Source organism: Saccharothrix sp. ST-888 (genome assembly GCF_000955975.1).
In the GTDB taxonomy this organism is placed as follows: domain Bacteria; phylum Actinomycetota; class Actinomycetes; order Streptomycetales; family Streptomycetaceae; genus Kitasatospora.
On record NZ_JYJF01001179.1, the window covers coordinates 1 to 208 of the forward strand.

Sequence of the window (208 nt, forward strand, 5' to 3'; positions counted from 1 at the left end):
CGCGCCGCCGCAGCTGCTCGGCCGCCGCGTCGTCGGCCGCCATGCCGATCTCGCCCCACGGGCCCCAGGCCACCGAGGTCGCGGCGAGTCCGGCCGCCCAGCGCCGCTGGGCCAGCGCGTCGAGGAAGGCGTTGGCCGCCGCGTAACCGGTCTGGCCGCCGCTGCCCCACACCCCGGCGATCGAGGAGAAGAGCACGAAGGCGTCCAG

At 77.9% G+C, this 208-nt stretch carries 1 protein-coding gene; it reads right to left on the minus strand.

Going from position 1 to position 208, the window contains the following annotated elements; translation table 11 throughout:
- Positions 1-208, minus strand: a 208-nt coding sequence (locus tag UK12_RS36150; RefSeq protein WP_045307474.1) for a KR domain-containing protein, incomplete at both ends; no start/stop codon positions are given.